26 protein-coding genes are annotated in these 25,395 nt (G+C 61.1%); 12 read left to right on the top strand and 14 right to left on the bottom strand.

Features of this window, described 5'->3' with window-relative positions; all coding sequences use genetic code 11:
• Positions 1-11: 11 nt before the first annotated feature.
• On the top strand, positions 12-1,991 hold the full coding sequence (locus tag NKK51_RS04535; protein ID WP_352551457.1) for a glycoside hydrolase family 127 protein: 1,980 nt from the start codon (positions 12-14) through the stop codon (positions 1,989-1,991).
• On the opposite strand, the gene NKK51_RS04540 is transcribed toward NKK51_RS04535, so the two are convergent.
• Together NKK51_RS04540 and NKK51_RS04545 are read right to left on the bottom strand one after the other, a co-directional pair.
• Positions 1,978-3,129, bottom strand: coding sequence for an acyltransferase family protein (locus tag NKK51_RS04540; RefSeq protein WP_352551459.1), 1,152 nt, complete (start codon positions 3,127-3,129; stop codon positions 1,978-1,980). The genes NKK51_RS04535 and NKK51_RS04540 overlap by 14 nt on opposite strands.
• A 196-nt stretch (positions 3,130-3,325) precedes the next feature.
• On the bottom strand, positions 3,326-4,054 hold the full coding sequence (locus NKK51_RS04545) for a gamma-glutamylcyclotransferase (RefSeq protein WP_128305580.1): 729 nt from the start codon (positions 4,052-4,054) through the stop codon (positions 3,326-3,328).
• 117 nt (positions 4,055-4,171) lie between these two features.
• On the opposite strand from NKK51_RS04545, the gene NKK51_RS04550 reads away from it, so the two are divergent.
• Complete coding sequence (locus NKK51_RS04550) at positions 4,172-4,864, top strand: DUF2270 domain-containing protein (RefSeq protein WP_023809351.1); 693 nt, start codon at positions 4,172-4,174, stop codon at positions 4,862-4,864.
• A 105-nt stretch (positions 4,865-4,969) separates the two neighbouring features.
• On the opposite strand, the gene NKK51_RS04555 is transcribed toward NKK51_RS04550, so the two are convergent.
• Entirely contained in the window at positions 4,970-5,113 is a 144-nt protein-coding gene (locus tag NKK51_RS04555; RefSeq protein ID WP_023809352.1) for a hypothetical protein, read from the bottom strand.
• Positions 5,114-5,554: 441 nt separating this feature from the next.
• On the opposite strand from NKK51_RS04555, the gene NKK51_RS04560 reads away from it, so the two are divergent.
• The 3 genes from NKK51_RS04560 to NKK51_RS04570 all read left to right on the top strand — a co-directional run bounded on the left by NKK51_RS04560 (position 5,555) and on the right by NKK51_RS04570 (position 7,827).
• On the top strand, positions 5,555-5,998 hold the full coding sequence (locus NKK51_RS04560) for an SRPBCC family protein (RefSeq protein ID WP_023809353.1): 444 nt from the start codon (positions 5,555-5,557) through the stop codon (positions 5,996-5,998).
• 163 nt (positions 5,999-6,161) lie between these two features.
• Positions 6,162-7,310 carry an amidohydrolase gene (locus NKK51_RS04565; RefSeq protein ID WP_352551461.1) on the top strand — a complete coding sequence of 383 codons (1,149 nt, stop codon included), beginning with the start codon at positions 6,162-6,164 and terminating at the stop codon, positions 7,308-7,310.
• Positions 7,311-7,353: 43 nt separating this feature from the next.
• The gene (locus tag NKK51_RS04570) at positions 7,354-7,827 is read left to right on the top strand and encodes a VOC family protein (protein WP_174800353.1); all 474 of its coding nucleotides are present in this window, start codon (positions 7,354-7,356) and stop codon (positions 7,825-7,827) included.
• A 20-nt stretch (positions 7,828-7,847) separates the two neighbouring features.
• Here NKK51_RS04570 and NKK51_RS04575 read toward each other — a convergent pair whose 3' ends face one another.
• The 3 genes from NKK51_RS04575 to NKK51_RS04585 form a co-directional block, all read right to left on the bottom strand.
• Complete coding sequence (locus tag NKK51_RS04575) at positions 7,848-8,849, bottom strand: NADP-dependent oxidoreductase (RefSeq protein WP_023809356.1); 1,002 nt, start codon at positions 8,847-8,849, stop codon at positions 7,848-7,850.
• 59 nt (positions 8,850-8,908) lie between these two features.
• On the bottom strand, positions 8,909-9,775 hold the full coding sequence (locus NKK51_RS04580; protein ID WP_128305576.1) for an alpha/beta fold hydrolase: 867 nt from the start codon (positions 9,773-9,775) through the stop codon (positions 8,909-8,911).
• Between the two features lie 85 nt (positions 9,776-9,860).
• Entirely contained in the window at positions 9,861-10,676 is an 816-nt protein-coding gene (locus NKK51_RS04585) for an oxidoreductase (RefSeq protein WP_352551463.1), read from the bottom strand.
• A gap of 103 nt (positions 10,677-10,779) precedes the next feature.
• Here NKK51_RS04585 and NKK51_RS04590 point away from each other — a divergent pair, with 103 nt between their 5' ends.
• Entirely contained in the window at positions 10,780-11,343 is a 564-nt protein-coding gene (locus NKK51_RS04590) for a TetR/AcrR family transcriptional regulator (RefSeq protein WP_352551465.1), read from the top strand.
• Between the two features lie 110 nt (positions 11,344-11,453).
• Here NKK51_RS04590 and NKK51_RS04595 read toward each other — a convergent pair whose 3' ends face one another.
• The 6 genes from NKK51_RS04595 to NKK51_RS04620 form a co-directional block, all read right to left on the bottom strand.
• Positions 11,454-13,085: an ABC transporter ATP-binding protein gene (locus NKK51_RS04595; RefSeq protein ID WP_352551467.1), complete on the bottom strand. Its 1,632-nt coding sequence runs from the start codon at positions 13,083-13,085 to the stop codon at positions 11,454-11,456.
• On the bottom strand, positions 13,075-13,854 hold the full coding sequence (locus NKK51_RS04600; RefSeq protein WP_502900168.1) for an ABC transporter permease: 780 nt from the start codon (positions 13,852-13,854) through the stop codon (positions 13,075-13,077). The genes NKK51_RS04595 and NKK51_RS04600 overlap by 11 nt, the downstream gene beginning before the upstream one ends.
• Positions 13,855-13,955: 101 nt before the next feature.
• Positions 13,956-15,002 (bottom strand): ABC transporter permease, encoded by a 1,047-nt coding sequence (locus tag NKK51_RS04605; RefSeq protein WP_128306095.1) that lies wholly within the window; start codon positions 15,000-15,002, stop codon positions 13,956-13,958.
• An 88-nt stretch (positions 15,003-15,090) separates the two neighbouring features.
• On the bottom strand, positions 15,091-16,698 hold the full coding sequence (locus NKK51_RS04610) for an ABC transporter substrate-binding protein (RefSeq protein ID WP_352441777.1): 1,608 nt from the start codon (positions 16,696-16,698) through the stop codon (positions 15,091-15,093).
• A 121-nt stretch (positions 16,699-16,819) separates the two neighbouring features.
• The gene (locus NKK51_RS04615; protein WP_023809364.1) at positions 16,820-17,173 is read right to left on the bottom strand and encodes a Rieske (2Fe-2S) protein; all 354 of its coding nucleotides are present in this window, start codon (positions 17,171-17,173) and stop codon (positions 16,820-16,822) included.
• An 11-nt stretch (positions 17,174-17,184) separates the two neighbouring features.
• Positions 17,185-18,267: an amidohydrolase family protein gene (locus NKK51_RS04620; protein ID WP_023809365.1), complete on the bottom strand. Its 1,083-nt coding sequence runs from the start codon at positions 18,265-18,267 to the stop codon at positions 17,185-17,187.
• 134 nt (positions 18,268-18,401) lie between these two features.
• On the opposite strand from NKK51_RS04620, the gene NKK51_RS04625 reads away from it, so the two are divergent.
• Together NKK51_RS04625 and NKK51_RS04630 are read left to right on the top strand one after the other, a co-directional pair.
• Positions 18,402-19,259, top strand: a complete 858-nt coding sequence (locus NKK51_RS04625) for a LysR family transcriptional regulator (protein WP_023809366.1) — start codon at positions 18,402-18,404, stop codon at positions 19,257-19,259.
• Between the two features lie 211 nt (positions 19,260-19,470).
• Positions 19,471-20,427, top strand: a complete 957-nt coding sequence (locus NKK51_RS04630) for an FAD-binding oxidoreductase (RefSeq protein ID WP_352551469.1) — start codon at positions 19,471-19,473, stop codon at positions 20,425-20,427.
• A 107-nt stretch (positions 20,428-20,534) separates the two neighbouring features.
• On the opposite strand, the gene NKK51_RS04635 is transcribed toward NKK51_RS04630, so the two are convergent.
• Together NKK51_RS04635 and NKK51_RS04640 are read right to left on the bottom strand one after the other, a co-directional pair.
• On the bottom strand, positions 20,535-20,732 hold the full coding sequence (locus NKK51_RS04635; RefSeq protein ID WP_023809368.1) for a hypothetical protein: 198 nt from the start codon (positions 20,730-20,732) through the stop codon (positions 20,535-20,537).
• A 120-nt stretch (positions 20,733-20,852) separates the two neighbouring features.
• Positions 20,853-21,086: a hypothetical protein gene (locus NKK51_RS04640; protein WP_352551470.1), complete on the bottom strand. Its 234-nt coding sequence runs from the start codon at positions 21,084-21,086 to the stop codon at positions 20,853-20,855.
• 405 nt (positions 21,087-21,491) lie between these two features.
• Here NKK51_RS04640 and NKK51_RS04645 point away from each other — a divergent pair, with 405 nt between their 5' ends.
• Genes NKK51_RS04645 through NKK51_RS04660 form a run of 4 tightly spaced genes read left to right on the top strand, consistent with a single transcriptional unit; the run spans position 21,492 to position 25,380 of the window.
• On the top strand, positions 21,492-22,496 hold the full coding sequence (locus NKK51_RS04645) for a sugar ABC transporter substrate-binding protein (RefSeq protein WP_352551472.1): 1,005 nt from the start codon (positions 21,492-21,494) through the stop codon (positions 22,494-22,496).
• The gene (locus NKK51_RS04650; RefSeq protein WP_352551473.1) at positions 22,493-23,494 is read left to right on the top strand and encodes an ABC transporter permease; all 1,002 of its coding nucleotides are present in this window, start codon (positions 22,493-22,495) and stop codon (positions 23,492-23,494) included. Before NKK51_RS04645 ends, NKK51_RS04650 begins: the two co-directional genes overlap by 4 nt.
• Complete coding sequence (locus tag NKK51_RS04655) at positions 23,491-24,255, top strand: ATP-binding cassette domain-containing protein (RefSeq protein ID WP_023809372.1); 765 nt, start codon at positions 23,491-23,493, stop codon at positions 24,253-24,255. The genes NKK51_RS04650 and NKK51_RS04655 overlap by 4 nt, the downstream gene beginning before the upstream one ends.
• A 39-nt stretch (positions 24,256-24,294) precedes the next feature.
• Positions 24,295-25,380 carry a Gfo/Idh/MocA family protein gene (locus tag NKK51_RS04660; RefSeq protein ID WP_352441781.1) on the top strand — a complete coding sequence of 362 codons (1,086 nt, stop codon included), beginning with the start codon at positions 24,295-24,297 and terminating at the stop codon, positions 25,378-25,380.
• Positions 25,381-25,395: the final 15 nt, after the last annotated feature.

Consider the following 25,395-nt stretch of genomic DNA (forward strand, 5'->3'; position numbering starts at 1 on the left):
GAGTAAGTTTCATGACCGCATCGCCATCCGCAAAAACCGGAAAACCGAAGCTCGCCTTCCGCCCGCTGCCGGTGCCGCAGGTCGACGTGCACGGCTTCTGGGGCGACCGCGCCGACGCTGTCGCCACACGCACCGCCGACATCCTCTACGAGCGCTGCGTCGAGGCCCGCATGCTGGAGCAGATCGATCCGGACCGCCCCTCGCCCGGCATAGTCATCCCCTTTCACTCGCCCTCTCCCGACGAAGCCGATCGCCAGGGCGCGGAATTCACCGGATCGACGGTGACCACGCAGATGTTCTGGGATTCCGATCTCGGCAAGACGATCGAGACCGCGGCCTATTCGCTTTACCGGCGCAAGAACCCCGAACTGGAGAAGAAGATCGATGCCGTCATCGACATGTATGGCAAGCTGCAGCAGGAGGACGGCTATCTCTCGAGCTGGTATCAGCGCATCCAGCCCGGCAAGCGCTGGACCAATCTGCGCGACTGCCACGAACTCTATTGCGCCGGCCACCTGATCGAAGGCGCGGTCGCCTACTACCAGGCGACGGGAAAACGCAAGCTGCTCGATATCATGTGCCGCTATGCAGATCATATCGCGTCCGTGCTCGGCCCCGAGCCCGGCAAGAAGAAGGGCTATTGCGGTCATGAGGAGATCGAGCTGGCACTGGTCAAGCTGGCGCGGGTGACCGGCGAGCGGAAATACATGGAGCTGGCCAAATACTTCATCGACCAGCGCGGGCAGCAGCCACATTATTTCGACGAGGAGGCCCGCGCCCGCGGCGCCGACCCGAAGGCCTATCATTTCAAGACCTATGAATACAGCCAGTCGCACATCCCGGTGCGCGAACAGCACAAGGTCGTCGGCCATGCGGTCAGAGCGATGTACCTCTATTCGGGCATGGCCGACATCGCCACTGAATATGGCGACGACACGCTGCGGTCGGCACTCGACCTTCTGTGGGACGATCTCACCACCAAGAGCCTCTATATCACTGGCGGACTGGGACCATCGGCGCACAATGAGGGGTTCACCAGCGACTACGACCTGCCCAACGAGAGCGCCTATGCCGAGACCTGTGCAGCGGTGGGCCTGGTGTTCTGGGCCAGCCGCATGCTTGGCATGGGGCCGAACGCGCGCTACGCCGACATGATGGAACGCGCCCTCTACAACGGTTCGATCTCGGGCCTGTCGCTCGACGGCTCGCTGTTTTTCTACGAGAATCCATTGGAAAGCCGGGGCAAGCACAACAGGTGGAAATGGCACCGCTGCCCGTGCTGCCCACCCAATATCGGGCGCATGGTCGCCTCGATCGGCAGCTATTTCTACAGCCTGGCCGACGATGCGTTGGCCATCCACCTCTATGGCGACTCGACCGCCCGTTTCGACATATCGGGCGTCCCGGTCAGTCTGACGCAGACGAGCAGGTATCCCTGGGACGGCGCCGTCGAGATCGCGCTCGAACCGCAGGCGCCGGTCGAATTCACCTTGCACCTGCGCATTCCCGCCTGGAGCGCCAGTGCCCAGTTGAAGGTGAACCGCGAAGCCATCAAGCTGGCTGAAATCACCAGCGACGGCTACGCCGCGATCAAGCGGACATGGAAAAAGGGCGACAATGTCCGGCTCGATCTCGAAATGCCGATCGAGCGGCTCTATGCCAACCCGCAGGTGCGCCAGGATGCGGGCCGCGTCGCGCTGTCGCGCGGTCCGCTGATTTATTGCGTCGAGGCATCAGACAATGACAGCCAGCCGCATCGCCTGACGCTGCCGCGAACGGCCACCATCGAAGCGCAGCAGCGGCCGGAACTTCTCGGCGGCGTGGTGACGCTGTCGACCGCGGCACTTGCCGATGTCCCCGACGGCTGGCAGGACGGGCTCTACAGGCCCGAGCCGCCGACCACCGCCGAGACGCGCCTGACCGCCATTCCCTATTTCGCCTGGGACAACCGCGAGCCCGGCGAAATGCTGGTGTGGCTCAGGGACGGCTGAACGAGGTCGGTCTATGGGCAATGACCGATCCAAGCTCAGCCGCGGTCGATGCCGCAGTTTCGGGCTTTTGGTCCATATAGCGCAGACGCAGGCGCAGGAATGGCGCCTCGACGCAGGTGTAGCTGAGATAGCCGATCGGGATCGTCGCCACGAAGCACAATGCGGACCAGAGGCATGCGACGTAGAAATTGCTGATGCTCATGACATTCGTGTCTATGAACGCCGCCAATTGCATGACGAAGAACAGGTGCAGAAGATAGATCGAATAGCTGTAGGCCCCCGCCTTCTCCAGTATCCTGAACGGCGGGCTTGTTCGCTTTTTCGAAAAGCTCGTGTCGTAGTAGGCGATGCCGAATGAATAGGCTGCCGCCTCCAGGGTCGGCAGGATGATCCATATCCAATGAGGCGACGGATAGCGGCCCAGTTGGTAAAATCCGCCGGCTGCATCGAACCACCAGAAGAACCCCGAAAAAGCCATGAGAACGGCCAGCGCCAGCCAGTGTTGGTTCTTCGCGTGGGCACGCAGGTGGAAGGCAAGAATGCCGGCCAGGAACTGATCCGCATGGCCTATGATGGTTACGGACGCCGCCGACTGCACTTCGCCGATCTGCACATACAGGACGGACCTCAGCACAATGGCTGCCGCGATGAACAGCAAGGGCGCGAACACAAACCGCCTGGATGCCATCAGCAAGAACGGCAGCAACAGGTAGAAGTGCGCTTCGATCGTTACCGACCAGCCGCCATTCGGGAGGGTGGGAAAAAGAAACCCCAATCCGACGCCCGTGAAATACCCGTCGAGGGACTGTCCGGCCAGGTACCTGCGGCAAGCCTCGATACATATCACGACTAGGAGAAGCGGAAGCAGCCTGAGGGCCCTGTTGGCAAAGAAGGGCAGATAGTTGATCTGCTTTCCATCGAGCAGCTTGGCGAACAGGTACCCGGAAAGCGCCATGAACAGGGAAACGCCAGTATGCCCTTCATCCAGAACGCTGAAGAGGGGAAGAGCCGGCACGAAGTCATAAGGCACCGGGCCTTCAGGAGACGCATGAAGGAAATGCCAGGAAAAGACAAGAAAGGCCGCCAGGCCACGAACATGATCCAGCGCTGGGTAATGCTCTCCGGTCGAGGATTTCATGATTTGCCCACGCGCACCGTGTCCTGCGCCGGTGTTCAGGTCATCGTTGGGCCAGAACTGTTTTCAATTCATTAAACCCTCACTGCGGAGACTTTCGAAATCAGAGATTTGCTTCAAAAAGTGCTGTGGCCTGCAAACATCCGGGGCCAAACACGACTGAAGCGTGCCGCGTCTGAGCGGATCACTTCTGGGCGGATCACTTCTGGGCGATGGTCAGCCCGATCTCCACGGCCACCAATTCCTGCAACCGCCACAGATTGCGGTCGCGGATGCCGCAGGCTTCGAGGTGGCGGATCGTCTCGAAAAGATATTGCGCGCCCGAGCCCCAATGACCGGCGGCTGTCACCAGCGTCGCCGCGATCGCCTGCTTGTCGAGCTTGCCGGCATAACGCGGATTGGCGGGATCGACGACGAAGCCAAGCGCGCGACATGGGCCGCCTTCGGTCCTGACCTGCAGCCAGCGCGGCACGTTGACGGCGGGCAGGATGGTCATTTCGCGGCGCAGCAGCGCTTCGAGGTTAGCCGCCAGCGGCTCCGCGATCTCGAACACCATGCCCTGGCACTGGCCGCCGCGATCGAGCGCCATCATCAGGCCGGGCTGCTCGACCGTGCCGCGAAAACGCTGCACCGTGAAGCAGAACGAACGATGCCAGCCGCTGGCCACCGCGCGTTCTCCGCCCCTCACCTCACCGGCGGGCTTCCACAACAGCGAGCCATAGGCAAATAGTTTCAGCGGCCCGGCCGGAGCGCCGGCCAGCACCTCGTCGCGGATGCGCGCATAGTCGGCATCGGTCATGTGAACCATGCCCGGCGTCGGCCCGGCATCCTCGACAGCACGCATGGTGCGCGCGATGAGATCCTCGGTCAGCGCCATCGGCGTGTTGCGCGGGACCCTCGATGATGCGGTGGAAATAGCCTTGCTCATCTTCGCGCTCCCAGCCCTACCGCCATGTTGCCGAAGGCTGAAGGATTCTCAAGGGCCGTGCAGCCGTCCTGGAACGATGTTGCCGGCAAACTGTTCTGTTCCTTGCCGGAGGATGCCATGAACGACGCGTCGGCAAAGCCCGCTGGCCCCGTCCTTTCATCGGCGGAGCGCGTCAACACGCTGTCCCATTTCCACCGCGCCGAGATCGCTCGCATGGCGGGATGGCGCGACCGGCTGGACAGGACAACCAACTGGGCAATCACGGTGGTGGCGGCGCTGCTTTCGGTATCGCTGTCGACGGCCAGTGCGCATCACGGCGTGCTGCTGTTCGCCATGCTGCTGATCCTGCTGCTGCTGTGGATCGAGGCGCGCCGCTATCGGTTCTTCGATTTCTATCGGGCGCGCGTACGCCAGTTCGAACGCCACTATTTCGCCCAGATCTTTTCCCCACAGCCCGACTTCGCCTCGGACTGGCTGCTCATCGTCGGCGAAGGCCTGCGCGCGCCGAAATTCCTGCTGTCGCAACGTGTCGCGCTGGCGCGCCGCCTGCGGCGAAATTATCTCTATCTCTTCCTGATCCTGCTGCTGGCCTGGGTGCTGAAGATATCGACCCCCAGCCTTCAGTCCGCAGGTGTCAGGACCGGCTTTGTCGGCTCGCTTCGCGAGGCCGTAGACAGCGCCGCCCTTGGCCCGATTCCCGGTGTGGCGATCGTGGTCTTTGTGGCGGCTTTCTATGTCGGGCTGCTCGCCTTCGCCTTCTTCGCGGCCGGCGACGACGGCGAACTTTCCTTCGGCGACGTCCATGTTTGACGTTGATGTCCGGCGACACGCCGCTGCAATGTCAACGGCGCCCCGCGGTGTTGACATGGTTGGTCCGCCGGGACGTTTGGGGAACGGAAGACCCTGTCTTCGCGGCTAGATGCCGAAGAACTGCTTGCCAATCATGTAGCCCAGTGCCGCCACGACCAGCGGAAAAAGTGCCGGCGCGGCTTTGCCTAGAAGGGAGACCTGCTGGTCCTTCGCTGGCGTATGACGTGCATTGCCGAGATTCTTGGTCATTGCTTGCCTCAGGTTCGGAGGATTTATTAGCAAATGCTTATTAAAAGCATGGCCGCATTAACGGCCTGATAGGAAATCAACTCTGATCAGATGCAAATTCTAATGATCGGCACATGGACGGCAAAGACGCGCTGCCCTATTTAGCGCGTTCGAAGCATTGGCCGGGACGCGCGGCCGTTCGCGCCAATCGGTAAAACCGCGCCTGAACAACAAGATGGCTCAGGAACCCGATTTAGCAGGTGAACGCCAGCTCCAGAGCCGGTGCAGTTCGTCCGCCGCCTCGCCCGACAGGCGCGGGGTCGAACGGCATGCCTGTGGGTGACGCAGGCCGTGCGCCCTCAAAAAATTCGCAAACCCAAAAAATTCGCAAACCAATGTCGGACTGGCTAGCCTTCGTCCGTCCTTGGGGTATCGAACAGGCATTCATGAAAGGATCCAGCAATGCCCGGCACCGTACGTTTGCACCGCGTTCTGACGACCAGCCCGGAAAAGGTCTATCGCGCCTTCGTTGAAGCGGACGCGCTGGCCAAGTGGCTTCCGCCAAACGGCTTCACCTGCACGGTCCATAATTTCGAGGCAAAGGTCGGAGGCACGTTCAAGATGTCGTTCCGCAATTTCACCACCGGCGACAGCCACTCCTTCGGCGGCGAGTATCTCGAACTCGTTCCGGGCGAGCGCCTGCTTTACACCGACAGGTTCGACGATCCCAACCTGCCCGGCGAGATACGAGTGACCGTGGTCTTGAAAAAAGTGTCGGTCGGCACTGAAATCGACATCACCCAGGCGGGCATTCCGGACGTCATTCCGGTCGAGGCCTGCTATCTCGGCTGGCAGGAGTCGCTCAGAAATCTGGCAAAGCTCGTCGAGCCCGAGATCAATCAATAGGCTGAGAGTGGCTGGGAGAACGGTCGTTTCTGGCCTGCCGAAGCCCGAAACTTGGACTGTGGCGGGAACTGCCCTTTATCGCTAGCAATTCATCATTGCGTTTGACACCCCCTGTGACTGGACGTGTCAATGAAATGAAGAGTGCAGCGGAGGCTGAAAAAGCATGACTTTGACCAATCGAGACATTGTCGAACTAACCGAATGGCGGCGCAAGCTGCATCAGCAACCGGAAATCTCGAATGAAGAGGAGAAGACCGCAAAAGAGGTCGTCGCCTTCCTCGCCGATACGGGGCCGGACAAGGTGCTGACACAGCTCGGCGGGCACGGCGTCGCGGCCATATATGACAGCGGCAAAGCGGGGCCGACGGTGCTGTTCCGTTCGGAACTCGATGCCTTGCCTATCGAAGAACTTTCAGGCGTGCCGCATTCGTCGCGCGTACCGGGCAAGTCGCATATGTGCGGCCATGACGGACACACCGCGATCCTGGCATCCCTTGGCCGTCAGTTGGGGCGCGAGAGGCCTGCAAGCGGCCGCGTCGTGCTGATGTTCCAGCCGGCGGAGGAAACCGGCAATGGCGCGGCCGGCGTCGTCGCCGATCCGCGCTTCGGCGAGATCGTGCCGGATTTCGCTTTCTCATTGCACAACCTGCCCGGCGTGCCGTTCGGCGAGGTGCGGCTCAAAGCCGGCGTGGTCAACTGTGCATCACGCGGCATGCGCATCGTGCTGGAAGGCAAGACCGCCCATTCGTCCATGCCGGAGACCGGCATCTCGCCGATGCTGGCGATCAGTGAGCTGATGCCGGCGCTGCCGGCGCTCGGGCGCGGGACCTTCGCCGATAACGACTTCTCCATGCTGACGGTCACCCATGCCGCGATGGGCGAAGCCGTGTTCGGCATCGCGCCGGCTCACGCCGAGGTGTGGGCAACGCTGCGCACCCGGCGTGACGAGCGCATGTCAAACCTGTGCGCTGCTGCCGAAGCACTGGTCGCCAGGATCGCGGGCGAGCATCGCCTTTCCGTCCGCTGGGACTATCACGAGATCTTCGTCGCCAGCGTCAACGCGCCGGACGCGGTGGAGCATCTGCGGCGCGCGCTCGATGAAGAGGGCGTCGCGCACGGCGAAGAAGCCCTGCCGATGCGCGCCTCTGAAGATTTCGGCCTGTTCGGCCATAGTGCCAAGTCGGCGATGTTCTTCCTCGGTGCAGGCGAGCGGCACCCTGCCTTGCACAATCCCGACTATGACTTTCCCGACGACCTGATCCCGATCGGGTCAAGGATCTTCATGCGCACGGCACGTAATTTGCTGGGCTGACCTCCGCCAACTCTAACACCGAAAGGAACACGCAATGCCAACGATGCCAAAGAACACGATTTGCCTCTGGTTCGACAAGGACGCCGAGGCTGCGGCTCGCTTCTACGCGGAGACCTTTCCCGACACCAGGGTGGGCGCCGTTCACCGTGCGCCGAGCGACTTTCCGTCCGGCAAGAAAGGCGACGTGTTGACGGTCGAATTTACCGTTGCCGGCATTCCCTGCATCGGATTGAACGGCGGCTCCACATTCAAGCAGAGCGAGGCCTTCTCGTTCCAGATCGCCACCGACGATCAGCAGGAAACCGACCGCTACTGGAATGCCATCGTCGGCAATGGCGGCCAGGAGAGCGCGTGCGGCTGGTGCAAGGACAAATGGGGCGTGTCCTGGCAAATCACGCCGCGCACGTTGACCGAGGCCATGGCGGCCGGCGGCGAGGAAGCCAAACGCGCCTTTGATGCGATGATGGAGATGACGAAGATCGACGTCGCGGCGATCGATGCAGCCCGGCGCGGCTGACCTCGATCGCAGCTGAGTTGCTATCTGACCTTGATGACGACCTTGCCCTTGGCGCGTCCTGTTTCGACATAGGCCAGCGCCTCGTTGGCGGCTTCGAAGGGAAAGACCCGGTCGACAACCGGGCGGATCGCACCAGCTTCGATGAGCGATGCGATCTTGCTCAATTGCTCGCCCTGCGCCCACATGAAGAGAAACGAGAACGTCACGCCACGGCGCTTGGCTCTCGCTCGAATACCGCGGCTCAGCAGGCGAAGCACCAGCTTCAGCACCATGTTCAGTCCCTTTTCCCTGGCGAAGTCGGGATCCGGTGGGCCGGAGATGGAGATGAGCTTGCCTCCCGGTTTCAGCACATTCAGTGACTTTTCAAGTGTCTTTGTGTCCTGGCTGTTCAAGACGACGTCGTAGCCCGACAGCACTTTTTCGAAATCGTCTTTCTTGTAGTCGACGACGACATCGGCGCCGAGCCCCTTGACCAGACCGGCACTCGCCGCGCTGGCGGTGGTCGCAACGGTCGCGCCGAGATGCTTTGCCAGTTGGATGGCGAATGTCCCCACGCCGCCGGATCCGGCTTGAATGAAGACCTTCTGTCCTCTCTTCAGGTTGGCCCTTTCGATGAGCGCCTGCCAGGCGGTCAGGCCGACCAGCGGGATCGAGGCCGCCTCTTCCATGCTGAGGTTCCCGGGCTTCAGCGCCACATCCGCCTCATCCATGGCTATGAACTCGGCAAATGTCCCGATCCGGCCATCGCGCGGCCGCGCATAGACGTCGTCGCCGAGTTTGAACTTGCGGACTTTCGATCCCACGCGGACAACCCTCCCGGCCACGTCGTGACCCAGGATGAATGGTCGGCGATAGGGCAGGATCAGCTTGAACTCTCCGGTTTTGACCTTGGAATCCAGCAGGTTCACCGCCGCGGCGTGGACCTCGACAAGGACATCGCTGTCCCCGAGTTTCGGCTCCGGCATTTCGGCCAGCCGCAGCGTGCCGTTCTTACTATACTTGTCGACGACGAATGCCTTCATGGCAGTGACTTTCTGAGAGATTGTTGATGTTCGGGACGAAAGCCGCCCGGTGAGAGGTGTCAGGCCTCGAGAAAGGCCAATGCTTTCGGAACGAAATCCGCGTGGTTCTGGAACACCCCGCCATGGCCGGCATCCGCATAGATCACCAATTGCGCCCCCGGAATGCGGCGGGCGAGATCGTGGGTATTGACGCTCGGCACCATCCTGTCGTGATCGCCATTTGCGATCAGCGCGGGGATGCGGATGGCGCTCAAATCTTGCGGCGCCTGTAGTCCATAAGCCTTCACCGCCCGGAGTTGCGCGCCGAATGCGCTAAGCGATATCGGCCTGTCGCGGTCGGCCTTGCGCTCTGTCAGCCGCTGCAGGAACGCCTTCGCGGCGCGACGCCCATTCACCGTTCTGGTGAAGAACAGATAGTATTTCGGATCCCGAAAAGTCAGCGCACCCTTGATCATGTCCACGATCGTAAGTGGTGTCATCTTGTCGATGCCTTGGCCGCCGGCCGGTCCGGTGCCAGCCAGGATGAGCTTGCGCACAAGCCTGGGTTCGGTCAGCACGATCTCCTGCGCCACGAAGCCGCCGAGTGAGAAACCGAAGAGATCGACTTGATCGAACCCCAGCGCCCGGACAAAGGCGACCGCATCCCGTGCCATCTCGGCGACGCGTGACGGCGTTTTGCCGCCTGAAGCACCAACGCCCCTGTTGTCGAAGGCGATCACCCACCGGGCCGCGGCGAGGCCATCGACGATGCGTGGATCGAAATTGTCCAGTTGAGCGCCGAGATGGTTCAGCAGGATTACCGGCACGCCCGTCCTTGGTCCGAGCTGCCGATAGACGAATGCCGTGCCGCCGACATCGACGGAATGCGTTGGCGTGTCCTGGAACGATGCCCGTAAGTGGGGCGACCGCTTGAACCCATGTGTCATGCTTGGCACCTCCGCCTTGTGGGGGCTGGCCAATCGTGTTGTCGTTCCTAGACGCATGTGCGTGAAATCCTCTGCTCGTTGTTGTTCAAACCGGCAGGCGGAACTGTTTGCGCAGGCTCTTGTCGAATATCCCTGCGGGAGCAAAGCGACGCAGCAGGCTGACTTGGCGCGCTGCCTTGCCGGCGGTGTAGCGCCGTTGCGGACGGGCATCGGTCGCTGCTTTGACGACCACCTGCGCCACCACTTCGGGCCGATCGGCGACAGGCATCACATCGCGAAGCAGCGCTTCCAGCGTAGCTCGAGCCTGATCGTATTCCTGCAAAGGCGAATCCGGCTGGAGCCCGTTCTGGTCGAAGACAGTACGAACGAATGCCGGCTCGAGGACCGAGACACGGATATTGAAGGCACGAACCTCATGGTCGAGCGATTCAGAATAGCCCTCGAGCGCGTGCTTGACTGCCGAATAATGCGCTGAATACGGCGCCGGCACCAGTCCCAGCACAGAGCCGATATTGACAATGCGCCCTTCGCCACGCCGCCGCATCGACGGCAGCACCGCATTGGTCACGCGGATGACGCCGAACAGATTGACGTCGAACAAGGCCTGCACCTGTGCAATCGAGAATTCCTCGGCGCCTCCAAGCTGGCCGACGCCGGCATTGTTGACCAAGAGGTCGATCCGGCCGGTTTGCGACAGCACCGTCGAAACGAGTGCGGCAACGGCTTCACCGTCGGTCACGTCGCAAACCAGCATGGTCACCCCGTCCGGGCCGTCGTCGGCCTTGCGCCGGCTGGTTCCGAAAACCGTGAACCCCGCCCTTGCCAGAGCCTCGGCACTGGCGCGGCCAATGCCCGAAGAGGCTCCCGTCACAACAGCGGTTTTTCCGGAATTCGCATTCATTTCGTGCTCCAAAATCATGAGGGCTAGCTTTTTTGCGCCCGTTGAATTACAGTCGTAATATCAGATTACGCTCATAATGCAATAGCAGAAAGGAATAGCAGCCATGCGCTACGAAAAGGGCCGGAAGGACACCTCGCGCGGACGGATCATGGAGGTCGCAGCGGAACGCTTTCGCGGCGACGGCATAGCTGCGTCCGGACTGGCGACCATCATGAGCGACGCCGGGCTGACGAACGGCGCCTTCTATCCACACTTTCAATCCAAGGCGCAGCTTGTCCGCGAAAGCGTGGCGGCGGCGATGGAGCTTCAGGCGCAGCAACTGGCGGAAGCATTGGCTTCGGGCGTGGAGATGGCCATCGACACGTATCTGTCGGCCGAGCACCGGGACAACCCCGGAAAGGGCTGCGCGTCAGCTGCGCTGCTGCCGGAACTCGCCCGTCAGCCGCCTGAAACGCGTGAAGCCTATACAGACCACCTGCTGGCCTTGGTGCGCCAGTTGGCGCAAGCGCTACCGCAGGCCAAGGATCCGGAAGGCGTGGCGCTGGCTGTCTTTGCAACGCTCCTCGGCACGCTGCAAATGGCCCGCGCCGTGGGCGGAACGGAATTGTCCGATCGCATCCTCGCGGTGGGGAAAAATGCGGCGAAGACGCTGATCGAGCAGCGTTAGCGCTCCAGGAAAGATCGTAGCGGCGTTGCCGGCCATATGGCTGACATCGGGTGATCGCGAAGGAAGCTGATCGTGAGGAATATGCCGGGCGTTGACGGATAGCCGATCCGTCAGATCTTCCGGCTGGCCAGCAGCCTTGTCAGCCAGTCCGGATTCATTTCCGGAACAGAGGACAATAGCCGTTCGGTATAGGCCGCGTGCGGTGGCGTGAGAACTTCGCTCTTCAATCCTTGCTCGACGACTTTGCCGCGGTGCATGACGACGATTTCGTCGGCTATCGCGCGCACGGTAGCAATGTCATGGGTAATGAAGATGTAGCTCATTCCGAGTTCACGTTGGAGACGTATGAGAAGCTTGAGAATTTCCTCTTGGACGATCTGGTCGAGCGCGGACGTGATCTCGTCGCAGATGATAAGCTCCGGATCGGCAGCCAACGCTCGGGCAATGCAGACGCGCTGTTTTTGGCCACCCGACAGCTCGCCAGGCAGGCGTTCCAGAAAATCTTCGCTCATCTCGACCATGTGCATAAGTTCGCCGATCCGGCGATCCCTCCGCGCGCCTTTGAGGCCGAGGTAGAATTCGAGCGGCCGAGCTATGACTTCTTCGACCGTTTGGCGCGGATTCAGGGCGTTGTCGGGCATTTGATAAATCATCTGTATGCGGCGCAGGACCTCCTTCGGCCGCGTCTTCAGGCCCGTGGAAAGAAGCCGGCCGGCAAAAGAAATCGAACCTGAAATTGGCGGCAAAAGGCCGGTGACGACTCGAGCGAGCGTCGATTTTCCCGAACCGGATTCGCCGACCACAGCCACGGTTCTTCCGCGCGGAACCTTGATGGAGACATCCTGGAGCACCTTGACCTTTCCTGCATAGGCCGCGGTAACGTTGTCTATCGTCAGCAGATAGTCACCGGCTGGAACTTCGGGCTTGGCGAGCTTGCGTACGGCCCAGAGCGTCTTTGTATATTCCTGGCTGGGCGAGGCCAGCATCTGGCGTGTGTCAGCCTCCTCCACGGTACGTCCGTGGCGCAGAACCATGATACGATCCGCCATTTGCGCCACCACCGCCAGGTCATGCGTCACATAGATTGCAGCGGTGCTGAATTCCTCCACGATGTTGCGAATGGAAGCTAGAACTTCAACCTGCGTGGTCACATCGAGCGCCGTTGTTGGCTCGTCGAATATTATGAGGTCCGGACGACAAGCCATTGCCATCGCTGTCATTGCCCGTTGCAACTGCCCGCCGGAGACCTGATGAGGATAACGAAAGCCTATGGTCTCCGGTTCTGGGAGTTGAAGGCGTCGATAAAGATCGACGGCGCTCCGGTTCGCCTCTTCCCGGCCAGCAATTCCATGCGCCACCGCGGTTTCGACGGTTTGTTCCAAGAGCCGATGTGCCGGATTGAAAGAGGCAGCCGCGCTTTGCGCGACATAGGCAATGCGGGAGCCCCTGAGGCGACGGCGCCCTTTTTCATTGACCGCCAGAAGATCAATCCCGTCGAACAGGACCGAGCCTTGCGTGATCCGGCAGCCCGGCTTGGCATAACCCATTGCGGCAAGGCCAATGGTGGACTTGCCGGCGCCTGACTCGCCGATCAGCCCAAGAACCTGGCCCCGCTTCAGCGTCAGATCGACCCCGTGGACAATGGGATGCCACCGCTCATCCGAGAACCCCTCCACATGCAGATTGCGGATTTGAAGCAGATCCTTTCCTTTTTCGCGTGGGCCTGGGCCGCTACTTTTCATCCCGCAACCCGCTTGTTGCTTGCAGGAACCAGTCCACCACGAAATTCACGGACACGGTAAGGAGAGCAATCGCGCCGGCCGGAAGTAGCGGGGTGACATCGCCGTAGGTGATCAGGGTCGCGTTCTCGCGCACCATTGATCCCCAATCGGCCGTCGGCGGCTGAATACCGACGCCGAGAAACGACAGCGCCGCAACTGTCAGGAACACGAAGCAGAATCGCAAGCCGAACTCGGCGACCAGTGGCGGCATGACATTGGGAAGGATTTCCTTGGCGATGATCCATTTCGGTCCCTCGCCGCGTAATCGTGCCACCTCGACATATTCCATCACCGCCACGTTAAGCCCGACGGCGCGAGAAAGCCGAAAGACCCGGGTGGAATCCAGAAGCGCAATGATGACAATCAGGCTGGTGATCGACGAGCCGAAGATCGTCAGCAGCACCAGCGCGAAGATCAGACTCGGGATCGACATCAGCACGTCCACCGCACGCGACAAGATCTGGTCGAGCCACCCCCTGTACAATGCGGCAAGAAGGCCGAGCGAGACGCCGACCGCGAAGGACAGCAACGTGGTCGCGGCCGCGATAGCGATGGTGTTGCGCGCACCGTAGATCAAGCGGGTAAGCATGTCGCGGCCGAGCTGATCGGTTCCCAGTTTGAACTCCTGGCTCCACGGCGCGAAGGCTTCGCTGAAAACCTGCGTCTCGCCATATGGGGCTATCCAGTGTGCGAAGACCGCAACAAAGACGTAGCCGAGGATCACGACGATGCCGAACCACGCGCTGAACGGTGCCTTCTTCAGCGCAGTTTTCGCCCGGGTAGAACGCGAGCGCCTCAGCCTTTGAACCGCCGCGACAGATTCGGATCTGGTCATCGTGGGTGCAAGAGCCTGGGATTGGTGGCGATGGAAATAACGTCGGCTAGCAGGTTGAGAAGGATGTAAGTCGCGGCGAAAATCAGGGCGCAGGCCTGGACAACCGGAACATCCCTGGATTTTACCGCGTCAACCATCAGCTGGCCGATGCCGGGGTAGACGAACACGACCTCGACCACGACCACTCCGACGATGAGATACGCCAGATTGAACGCCACCACAGTGACGATCGGAGCCCAGGCATTGGGCAGGGCATGCCTCAGCACGATCACCATTGGGGACATTCCCTTGAGGCGCGCCATATCGATGTAGGGGCTTGCCAGCATGTTGATGATGGCCGCTCGGGTCATGCGCATCATGTGGGCCACGATTACGAGCGTAAGGGTGATTGCCGGCAGGGCCACTTTCCAGAGATGCTCCCAAAATGGCGTCTGATCGTTCACATTCGACAATGTCGGAAATTTGGGAACCGCATTGAGCGCCCAGTTCAGCGAGACAGTGAGCCAATGAGGCAGCGTTTGAGCGAAATCGGATCCGATGAACGTGTCGCGCGAGATCACCAGGTAGGCGAGCATATAGGCGACGAAAAATTCCGGGAATGAAATGGTTGTCAGTGTCGCGACATTCACCAGCCGGTCGAACCAGCCGTTGCGGTACAGCGCAGCCAGAATGCCAAGCCCCAAGGCCAGAGGAACAGCTATCAGCGCAGTCACCGCTGCAAGGAACATCGTGTTGTAGAGGCGTGGTGCGATGATCTCGGCCACGGTACGCCGATATCCGGTGCGGCTCGCAAACGAAGAGCCGAAATCGCCATGGAGCATCTGGGCGACCCAAACGAAGTAGCGCTCGACAGGCGGACGATCGATGCCGATTTCCCGCTGGAACGCGGCGACCGTTTCGGGCGTCGCCGATTGCCCTAGCGTGGCCTTGGCGAAGTCGCCTGGAAGCATCGCGATCGCAGAGAAGATGATGATGGACACGATGAACAAAGTGACCAGGCCGAGGCCAAGGCGCTGCAGGACCGTTCTTGCGACGGGGTTCATGTGCGTGGCGTTTCCCTTTGGGCGGCAGCCCTGCACTCGGAGTAAGCCGGCCGGACCCTCAAAACCATCGCGGCTCCGGCCCGCCATCTCATGCCGTGGCGATCCACCAGCGTTCGGCCATTTTCAGTCCATCGTTCTCCCAGTTGGGCGCCACATCACCGTGTGCGAGCTTTTTGGATTGCGCGCTTACGAAATTGTTGAAGACCAGCACGATGCTGCCGCCGTCATCGTGGGTTAACTGCTGCATCTCGGCATACATCGCCGCTCGCTTGGCCTCGTCCGTCTCGGCGCGCGCCTGGACAAGCAATTCGTTGAAGTGGGGATTTTTCCAGAAAGACTCATTCCAACTGGAGTCGGCGGCGAAGGCTTGCGTGAACATCCAGTCGGCCGTGGCCCGACCGCTCCAATAGGAAGCGCACCAGGGTTTCTTCAGCCAGACATTGTCCCAATAAGCGTCCTCGGCCTCACGCACGACATTGACGTCGATGCCGCATTGGGCTGCCGTTTCGCGAATGAGCGAAGCCGCGTCCACGGCGCCGGCAAAAGCCGCATCGGCGACCGAGAGATCCACTTTCAGGTTCTCCATTCCGGCCTTTTTCAGGTAGTGCTTTGCTTTTTCCGGATCGAAGCTGTGTTGCGGTTGCGGATCTTTGGCGAATTTGATGGCCGGCGCGATGGGGTTGTCGTTGGCCACAGTAGCGTGGCCAAGAAAAATCTTGTCGACGATTTCTTGGCGATTGATCGCCCATTTCAATGCCATGCGCACGTCCGGATTATCAAACGGCGCCATCGTGACATTCATCGGCAAGGTATAGTGCCCGTAGCCAGTGACTTCGACGATTTCCACCTTGGGATTGCGTTTCAACATGCCGAGGGTCTTCAGGTCGGCGCGGCCGATATAGTCCACCTCCCCCGTGGACAGCGCCGCCATGCGGGCGGCAAGATCCGTGATTGCGATGAACTCCACCTCGTCGAGATAGGGCTTGCCGTTCTTGAAGTAGTTTGGATTGCGCTTGAGCTTGGCCGAAACGCCGGGCTGGAAATTCTCGAGGGCGAAAGCACCGGTGCGAACGCCTGAAGCCCAATCCGCCTTGCCGTCCTTGGCCGGCATGATGACCAGATGGTAGTCACTCATGATGTAAGGGAAATCGGCGTTGCCGTTTTTGAGCGTGAAGACCACCGTTTCCGGGCCGTCCGCCTTGACGTCGGCGACGGAGTCCAACAGCGATTTCGCCGCCGATTTGGTGTCCTTGCCCATGTGATATTGCAAGGAGGTCACGACGTCATCCGCCGTCACGGTTTTGCCGTTATGAAAGGTTGCGCCTTTGCGCAGCTTGAAGGCCCAGGTTTTGGCCCCATCCGAAGTTTCAAAGCTCTCGGCGAGGTCCGGTTGGACATTGCCTTTGGCGTCGACCTCAGTGAGGCTGTTGGACAGCGAGCCCGAAAATGCGGTTTGTGTGAACGTGTCGGGGTAGCCGGCCGGATCGATCGAATCCGTCGTCGCGCCATGAGCCATGCCGAGCTTGGCGAAGCCGCCCTGCATCGGTTCGGCCCGCGCCGTGCTCACGAACAGCCGGTCGGCGGCGGCAACGGTCAGGCCCGCGGCCAGCCCAAGATGAATGAAGTCGCGGCGGGAAACCTTGCCGCCTCCGATCAGGCTTTGCGCGATACCAAGCTTGTATTCAGATTCTGACATTTGACTCTCCCATTGCGGAGTTCTCCGCGTTATTTCTCGTCAAGCACCGGCGAACAAATCTGCTTATTGGCTCCCGCCACCTTTCCTTCGAATTTTTCCAATCCCAATCGGCTTGCGCCAATCAGGCCGTCACGTAGATGCCGCCGGCTTCGACGGTGACTGGAAATGTGCGCGCGCGAACGGAGGGATCGACCAAGGCCGCGCCTGACTTGATGTCGAACTCCCAGCCGTGCCAGGCGCATCGAACGATCTCGTTTTCGCGATGATAGATGAATTGCGCCTGTTCAACGGGCGCGGTTGTGCCGCATTGCGGCCCCTCGCAAAGCGGAGCGCCGCGGTGCGGACAGACATTGAGCAGCGCGTGGAATGAATCTCCGATGCGGAAAATCCCGACCGAAAGGCTGCGGATCTTGGCGATGAACGGAGACCCTGTTTCGATCTCGTCGACGCGGCAGATATAGGTCTTCTCGGGCATCGTATGCTTCCTCAGGCGGCATTCGCGGCTTGCGCGCGGGGGATGCGTTTGTAGACTTCCAGCGCGTTCAGTCCCATGATCTTGCTCTTCCAGGCAGGAGGGATTTGCAGCGTGTTGGCATCGTCGTAATCCCAGTGCGGATAGTCCGATGCAAACATCAGCGTGTTTTCGCCGTCCATCGCTTCGAGCGTGGACCAGAGATGTTGGATGTTTGCAGGCTGCTCCAGCGGCTGCGTGGAAAAGCGGATGTTGCGCCGGCAATATTCAGACGGCAGCATCTTCAGCCATGGCGTCTCCTTGCGCAGCGCTTTGTAGTCGGCGTCCAAGCGCCAAAGGACCGACGGAACCCAGGCGACGCCGCACTCGATGATCACGAAGTAGAGGTCCGGCCATTTCTCGAAGACGCCATGGGCGATCATGCTTGCCACGTGCGACATCGCCGACATGTGCAGAATGGCATGCGTTTCCCAGAAGAATGTCGTCGGGGCAGGAGCAATGGCAGTTGAATTCACGCCCCCATGCCCGCCCAGATGAATGGCGAATGGCAACCCCACTTCCGCGCAGGCTTCGTAGATCGGGTGGTAAAACGGGTCGCCATACGGCTTGACGGACCCCTGGGAGGCGAGAACCTGGACCATGCGCGGATGACTGCCAAGACGGCGTATCTCGGCGGCAGCGAGCTTCGGATCCTGTGGCGCGATGATGATCGAGCCCATGAAACGATCGTCTTTCGGCAACCACTGATCGATCTGATAATCGTTGTAGGCGCTGACCAGAGCGCTGGCATAGTAAGGGTTAGCCAGGGTCGACGCCTCGATAGGCTCATCGCCGGTCAGGATCGCCACGTCGACTTTGTATTTGTCGAGGTGCTTCTCTTTCATGATGAGATAGTTGTCGGCTTCCGTTTTCGGACGGATGTCCTTGCGGGAAAAGTCCTGCGGGTGGAACCAAGGCCGATGACCATGCGGAAAGGCGCCAACGGGACCTGTTTTCTCGCCCTCGATGAACATGTCTTTCCACAAGCCGGAGAGATAGGGCTCCAACACGGTGGCGCTTGACCAGTAATTATGACAGTCGCAGTCGACTATGAACACTTCTTCCGCTCCGTATCCGTGTCTCGTCCCGGCGGCGCTGCCGGCCGCTGATCTGCTGCAGCTTCCGCCTTGAGTATTGTTTGATCAAGCTTATGATACGTGGAATATGATCGAGTTTTTCGATTGGATATTTCATGCAACTTGATCACATCGAGACCTTTCTCGACATTATCGAATCGAGAAACTTCAATCGCACCGCGGATCGGCTAGGGTTGACCCAGTCGACGATCAGCACCCGCATTAAGAACCTCGAGAGCGCAATCGGGTCCGAACTGTTCCAGCGCGGACGCGCCGGGGCGGAGCCGACCGCCGCAGGGCGCCGGTTCGAAGCTTATGCAAGATCCTTGCTGTCCACATGGTCGCAGGCTCGCCACGATGTCCGGGCGTTCAATCGTTTCGAAGGCACCTTGCGCGTCGCCGCGCAGGTCGGGATGACCCGCTCGGTTTTGCCGGGTTGGGTGGAGACGCTGTGTCAGGCTCTTCCCAAATCGTCGATCCATGTCGAGTCGGATTATTCAAACCAGATGGTCAGCGACCTAAGCATGGGAAATCTCGACATCGCAGTGCTTTACGCTCCGCGATACCTACCCGAAATCTCCTATGAGCATTTGATGGTTGAGGAATATGTGATGGTTTCCACGGTGGCCAGAACCCTCTCCGAGGTCGATCCCGAAACCTACATTCGTCCGGGCTATACGGTCCTGCTGGAGAAGGCCCATGCCGAATTGCTCGGCGAGTTGGCGATCTGTCGCCTTTCCATGGGATCGGAAACCTTGGCGGAGATGATGCTACGGCGCACGGGCGGCACCTGCTATATGAGAAGTGACGATGCGCGCAGGTTCGCCCTCGAACGCCCATCGTTCATCGTCGAAGGCGCTCCGACGCTGCATCAGCCGGTACACACGGCCATCCTGGCGCGCCGCAAACACGAACCGATCATCCGCAAGGGAATCCGCGCCCTTCACGTTGCCGTGATGTCACTGGATATGTAATCGAAATACTCGATCATAACTCGGCAGGGATGCTTCTGTTGCGGGGGGCCTGGAACTGACATCTTGGCTCGACTTCAAACCGAGATGAATGATGAACGCACACGTTTCCTTTGGGGCCCCCGACCTCCTCCCGATGAGGCGCCATCGGCAATGGGCACAAACCACATCGCAGCTTGTACTCTGCCGTCGTGTAATCGAGGAAACGCCCGATGTGAAAACCTTCGTTTTCACATCCCCGACGGATCGGATGTTCTCCTTCAGCGCGGGCCAGTATGTGCTCGTGCACCTCAAGATCGAGGGTGCCGCGGTGACGCGCTCCTACTCTGTTTCGTCACCACCGACGCGACCGCTCGACCTGCAGATCACGGTGAAGCGAACACCGGGCGGCCTGGTTTCGAATTGGCTCCACGACAATTTGGGGGCGGGCGACGAGATCGAGATCGAAGGGCCGCTCGGCTCATTCAATCTCGATGACCTGCCATATGAAAAGCCGCTCTTCCTTTCGGGCGGCAGCGGGATAACGCCGGTGATGTCCATGCTGCGTGCGCTTACCGACCGCGCGGCCGACCAGGATATCTCATTCGTTCATAGTGCCAGAACGCCTGGTGACATAATCTTTCGAGGGGAATTGGACGCACTTGCCTCTCGCTTTCCCAACGTAAAAGTAACGTGCGTTTGTAGCCAGGAAGATCCCACCTGGAGGGGGCCGACTGGCAGAATAGACAGCCAGATGCTGCTGACCCTCGTTCCCGATCTCCACAACCGCACTATCTTTGCCTGTGGCCCTGAAGCGTACATGAAAGCCGCACGTGCCTGCCTGGATGCGATTGGCGTGGCTCCGTCGCGGTACCACCAGGAGAGCTTCGGCGGCGTCAGCAGCCCTCAGTTGGAACCGGCCTCGACAATACCATCTTCGGTCCGTTTCGTCCGCTCCGGGATCGTGCATAACTGCTTGCCCGGAGAGACGCTGCTGGAGGCGGCACGCCAATGTGGCGTCTACGTCCCAACCGCCTGCCAGCAGGGAGTTTGCGGCACATGCCGCATCGCCAAGTTGTCCGGCGAAGTCGCCATGGAGGATCTCGGCGGTCTGGCCCCTGAAGAGAAGTCGGCCGGCTATGTCCTGGCATGTTGCAGCCGCCCGCAAGGAACGGTTTTGCTCGATCTTTAACCCCGGGTGCTTGGTTCAGCATTGAAGCCGGCGCAGTAGTGTTGAACTGCCGGTGAAGGCGTTGCCGGCGTAGCGGACTGATGCCCATCGACCCCAGCCGATATTGCTCAGAAGTCGAGAGCGACCATCATGCCGCGGACTTCGGCCATTTCCAGCAGCAGGTCTTGCAGTCTTTCGTCCAGCGCGGCACCGGTCAGCGCCAGAAGCTCGGTGATGCTCTCTCTCATCGATATGACGGCGGCCCCTGTCTTCTCGGCGAGCAGCCGACCGATGGCAGCTCGGATCAGGTCGTCCTGATCAGACATCGCTTCACCTCCCGACGCACTGCAACCTCCCCTTGCTTTCCATGCCTCACCGCCGCTTTCGACAACAGGGCGTGATTTCCCATACGGTATGATTTTCGATGCGACATCGGGCAGCTTTGCTCATGCCAGCAGATCGTCTCGATGGGCCCGCCAGTCATTCAACACCGACAATGAGGGCAGCAGCGAAAAATGGCCGGGCTGGACCGTTTCAACCGCTGCAAGCAGCGCCAGCGGCACTTTGTGCCGATAAAGCCCAATGCACGCGCCCCCTTCGACCGCTGCCGGCAATTCCGTGATTGTGTCGAAAGTCGAAAACGTACCCGTTGGCTCTTCCACGATTTCGAAACGCCCCACCCGAAACCTCCCTCTGCACAAAAGTAGCGACCAACGCGGACATCCCCCAACCGGTTCCCTGAGGCCGGCACTTTTTTCGCGCCTTGGTTGTAGCGCATGCCAGCAGGACAGTCATGCCCCAAGGGCGCACAGTCAAAATCGCTACGCACATTTTAAATCTTGACGCGTGTCAATTTTTTATAAAACATGCGCAAACGCCGGCATGGCATCGACCGGCGCTCTGGGAGGAGCAATGCCTGACGTCGAAAGTGCCCGAACCTGGGCTGCAGTCCGCACATCCCAAGCGGGCAGCATTCTGTTGCGAGACCATCGCGCCGGGCGCCGGGCTCGCGCCCCGTCGGACATTGCAGTCGCCGGCCAGCGACATTGATGCAGCCCATAAAACAATCAGGAGGAGGAAAAACCATGCGTATGTTCAATTGCCTGAAGCTTGGCACGAACCTGCTTGGCGCAGGCATGCTTGCAGCCATCATCGCAGCGCCCGCCCATGCCGAGGATGCGGCGAAAGTCGCGGCCATCGTCAAAGGCCTCGACAATCCGTTCTTCCAGACCATGCAGAAGGGCATCGAGGAGCAGGCCAAGGCAAACGGCGTGAATGTCAGCGTCCAGGCCGCCGCCAACATGGGTGACGCCACCGGCCAGGCCGACCGCCTGACCGCCATGGCCATGCAGGATTTCGATTGCTACCTGGTCAACCCGATCAGCGTCTCCAATCTCGTCCAGGCGCTGGTGCCGGTCGCCCAGAAGAAGAAGCCGATCGTCAACATCGACTCGACCATCGACCCCGAGCAGGCCAAGGCCGCCGGCTTTGCCGTCTCGACCTATATCGGCACCGACAATGTCGCCGCCGGCGCGTTGGCCGGCGAAGAGATGCTGAAGCTGGTGCCGAAGGGCTCCAAGGTCGCGCTGGTCGCCGGCATCGTCGGCGATGTCGGCTCCAACGCCCGCATCAAGGGCTTCAAGCAGGCGGTGGAAGGTAAACTCGACATCGTGGTGATGGTCAGCGCCGACTGGGATCGCGAAAAGGCGCTGACCGCCGCAACCGATATCCTCGCTGCCCATCCGGACCTCGCCGGCTTCTTCGCCGCCAACGACATCATGGCACTCGGCGTCGAGCGCGCCGTGCGGACCTCGGGCAAGGACGTCAAGGTGATCGGCCTCGACGGCATCGTCGACGCGCTGAAGTCGATCGCATCAGGCGAACTCACCGCCACCGTCGCCCAATATCCCTATGTCGTCGGCGCCATGGGCCTCGAGGCCTGTGCAGTGGCCGCCAAGGGCAAGGAACTGCCGGCCAACGTGCCAGCACCGGTGCTGTTGATCAACAAGGACAATGCCGAAGCCTCGCTGAAGAATTTTCCGCGTCCGGGCGGCGACTATCCCGATCCCTTCCGCGAGATGCTGAAGTGAGCACACCTGCAGACAACGCGCCCGCCGCCCATTCGGCGGGTGCGGAGGAGAGCCGTCCCTCCCTGGCGGCTCTCCTCCTCGATCCCTCCTTCTGGGCCGACTGGGCATCCGTCGTCGGCCTGGTCGGCCTCGTCATCGTCTTCGGCATCGCCCAGCCGGTCTTTCTCAGCGTCGCCAATCTGCAGGCGCTGTTGCTGGCGGCTGCGATCCTGGTCGTGCTGTCGATCGGCCAGATTTTCGTCATCGCCACCTCGGGCATCGACCTGTCGCTGGCGGCCGCCGTCATGCTCGGCGCCATCATCCTCGGCCTCGTCAATGCCGCCGACTACGGCATCTTCATCGCCTGCATGCTCGCGGTTCTCGCCACCAGCGCCGTCGGCTTCCTCAACGGGCTGATCATTACGGCAGGCAAGATCCCCGACTTCGTGGTGACGCTCGGCACGCTGTCGGGCATCACCGGGCTTGGGCTCATCCTGTCGGGCGGCGAACCGACCATGGTCGGCTCGACCTTCCTGCTCAGGCTCGCCTCGGGCTCGTTCGGACCGTTCGGCTATCCGGTCTGGGTAGCGATCGCAGCCGTCATCGTCGCCCATATCGCGCTCTACCACACGCGCTTCGGCGTGCATCTGCTGGCGACCGGCGGCCAGGCTGAAAGTGCCGGCGCGCTGGGCATCCGCACCAACCGGGTCAAGATCGCCGCCTATACGATTTCCGGTCTCTGCGCCGGCATCGCGGCCATTCTCCTGGTCGCCCGCATCGGCTCGGCCGAACCGCAGATCAACACCAGCCTGCTCTTGAATTCGGTGGCGGCGGTGGTGCTGGGCGGCGTCAGCCTGTTCGGCGGCCGCGCCAGCATTCTGGGACCGGCGATCGGCGCGCTGATGCTCACAGCACTCGTCAACGGCCTGACCTTGCTCAACGTCTCGGCTTTCTACCAACCGCTTGCCGTGGGGGCCATCGTGGTGCTGGCGGCGCTGATCATGCGGTATCAGAAATGAGCGCTCCCCATCATATCCCCGCCACTGAGGCGATCATCGCCTGCGAAGGGCTGAGCAAGCATTTCGGCGGCATCCGCGCCTTCACCGACGTCGCCTTCCAGGCCCGTCGCGGCGAGGTCACCGCCGTCATCGGCGACAATGGCGCCGGCAAGTCGACGCTGATCCGCAGCCTGGTCGGCGTGCATCAGCCGGACACCGGCAATTTGTTCTTCGACGGACGGGCGCGGCCCTTCGCCAATCCCGACGAGGCACGCAAGGCCGGCATCGAGACCGTGCACCAGAACCTGGCGCTGATCGACGAACTGACGGTCGCGCAGAACCTGTTCCTCAACCGCGAGATCGTGCGCCGCATCGGCCCGTTCGCTTTCCTCGACCGCAAGGCGATGAAGCGCGAGGCCCGCTTAATGCTGTCGCGGCTGTCCATCAACGTGCCGTCGATCAACCAGCGTGTGCGGCGTCTGTCGGGCGGCCAGCGGCAGGCGATCTCGATCTGCCGCGCTGTCGGCTCCGGCGCCAAGCTGGTGGTGATGGACGAACCGACGGCGGCGCTCGGCGTGCAGGAGACGGCCAATGTCGAGGCGCTGATCCGGCGCCTGCGCGAGCAATCCGTCAGCGTCATCCTGGTCAGCCACAATTTCGATCAGGTCCGCCGCCTGTCCGACCAGATCTGGGTGATGCGGGCGGGAAAGATGGCGGCGACCGTGCGCGCTTCCGAAACGTCCGGAAATGAGCTCGTCGCGCTGGTAACCGGCGCGGCATAGTCCTGCAGCATCAGACTTGAAATCAAAGGGAGTTCGCCTGTGGCACCAATTCGTGTCGGACTGATAGGTCTTGGAGAGGTCGCGCAGTCGATCCATCTGCCTGTGCTGGGCGATCAGCGCGACCGCTGGGTGATCGCGGGCGTGTACGACGTGTCGCCCAGCCTGGTGTCACTCGTCACCTCCGAATTTGCGACGGCAAAGGCCTTCGACACGGCCGAGGCGCTGATTAATTCGCCCGACATCGACGCTGTGTTCGTGCTGTCATCCGACGATACCCACAGCCGCTTCGTGCGGGCGGCGATTGCTGCCAACAAACATATCCTGCTGGAAAAGCCCGCTTGCCTCACGGTGCGCGAAATCGACGATCTGCTGGCGCTGATGCCGGGCTACGACAAGACCCTGTTCGTCGGCTATATGCGCCGCTATGCGCCCGCCTATCTGGCCGCCAGGGACGAGCTGCCCGCCTTCGCCGACATCACCCATGTCCGCATCTTCGACCTGATCTCGGAGGGCCGGCATTTCCTCAAGAAGAGCCAGAACGTCCTTTACCCCCAGGACATCGACCCTGCCCTGCTGGCGCGTGGCGCAAGCGAACGCGACGCGCTGATCCGCGAGGTGGTGGGCGCCGACGCGCCGGCCGATCTGGTGCGCGCCTATCGCGGGCTGACGGCACTTTCCTCGCACCACATTTCGGCGATGCGTGGGCTGATCGGCGAGCCGACGCGCGTGCTGGCCGCGCACCGCACCAACGGCGGCGCCAACACATCAGTCACCTTCGACTACGGCCATTTCGCCTGTCTCTACGACGCGGTGGTCGACGATCTCGGCTTATTCGACGCCATGATCGAGGTGCGCTCGAACAACAGGCGGGTGCGCATCATCTACGACACGCCCTACATCCGCAGCCTGCCGACGCGGCTGGAGGTCACCGATGCCGGCCCGTTCGGCCCGGTGACGAAAACCCTCGGGCCTCTCTACGGCGATGCTTTCTCGAAAGAACTCGAGACTTTCCACCGCCACATCACCGAAGGCACAAAGCCGCTGACCGACCTCGCCGATTCCCGCCGCGACCTGGCGCTGATGGCCGAGATCATCGAGCGGATGAAGGAGAGTGGCGGGCGCTGAGGCGCTGCCTGCCGC

Origin of the sequence: Mesorhizobium sp. M0011 (genome assembly GCF_040324155.1) — a bacterium.
Classification (GTDB): domain Bacteria; phylum Pseudomonadota; class Alphaproteobacteria; order Rhizobiales; family Rhizobiaceae; genus Mesorhizobium.